Here is a 1,321-nt window from a genome sequence, read left to right on the forward strand (position 1 = left end):
TGGTTGATCAGCGTCATCGCATCATCCAGCTCTTTAATACCAGATACCATGGGTAACAAGATACTTAAATTACCACTTTCAGCACTGGCTCTTAGCATCGCACGCAATTGAATCAAAAAGATATCAGGATGATCTAACGTAAAGCGAATCCCGCGACAACCTAAAAACGGATTGTCCTCTTCGATTGGCAGGTATGGCAATGGTTTATCACCACCGATGTCTAGAGTACGCATCACCACGCGTTGGTTCGAGTAGCTGTTTAATATTGCTCGATATTGATGATACTGCTCATCTTCCGATGGAAAGTGATGTTGAAGTAAAAATGCAATTTCAGTTCGATATAAACCGACACCATCGACGCCCGTATTAATGGCAATGTTGCTATCGGCACTGAGACCCGCATTCAGCATCACTTCAATGTGCTGGTTATCTAACGTTACGGCAGGTAACGCGAGATCTTTATTGACCATCGCGAAGAGCTCTGACTCTTCACTAACCAAACTGCGATACTCACGCAACAGCTGACGGTTGGGCTCTAGAAAAATCTCGCCCGTATAACCATCAACGATGCCTAATTTGCCGTTAACCACATCCGTATTGATGTTAGCGCCCATAACGGCCGGCACACCCAGTGCGCGCGAAAGAATTGCAGCGTGTGAGTTTGCGCCCCCTTCAAGCGAAACGACCGCTAATAAATGTTCTTTCGGCACCGATGCTAACAAAGTCGCAGTAAGCTCATTGGCCACTAAGATGATAGGACGATCGATGGCCGCATTCTCTTGCTCACTGTTGTGCAGAAAATACAGCAACCTTTGCCCCAACTCTCGGATATCTTGTGCTCGTTCACGCAAATAGACATCTGACATACGAGCAAAGCGGTTTGAATAAGTTTCGACTACCTGACGCAACGCCCAATCCGCTCGATCGCCTTTTTCAATCTGTTTCTTAAGATCACCGCGCAACATTGGATCATTAAGCAAATGGGTAAACAAATCGAATATCGCTAACGCATCTTTATTGATTTCGCTGTCGAACTTTTTCCGCATCCGGCGGAAGTCATTCAGCGCACGCTCAATCGCTACCAGCAGCAGCTCTTGCTCTCGCTCTTTATCCAGCGTGGAAGACGGGAATACGTCCGACAAACTCGGCTGCGTGTTGTCAAACCAAAACTCTCCGATGGCGACACCCGTTGATGCAGGCAAGCCTTTAAGAACCGTCGGTTTTGAGGCTAATTGCCAATGACCTAAACTTTGCGCGTGAGCGATGATCACGGCTAACTGTGCAGATAAGGTCACTAAGAAAGATTCTTCCATCTCACTAA

Annotated in this window: 1 protein-coding gene; it reads right to left on the reverse strand. The window is 46.9% G+C overall.

What is annotated here, in order from left to right; all coding sequences use genetic code 11:
* Positions 1-1,321, reverse strand: a 1,321-nt coding sequence (gene ptsP, locus R7E00_RS23700; RefSeq protein ID WP_318124682.1) for a phosphoenolpyruvate--protein phosphotransferase, incomplete at both ends; no start/stop codon positions are given.

Origin of the sequence: Vibrio sp. Vb1755 (assembly GCF_033338635.1) — a bacterium.
GTDB lineage: Bacteria > Pseudomonadota > Gammaproteobacteria > Enterobacterales > Vibrionaceae > Vibrio > Vibrio alginolyticus.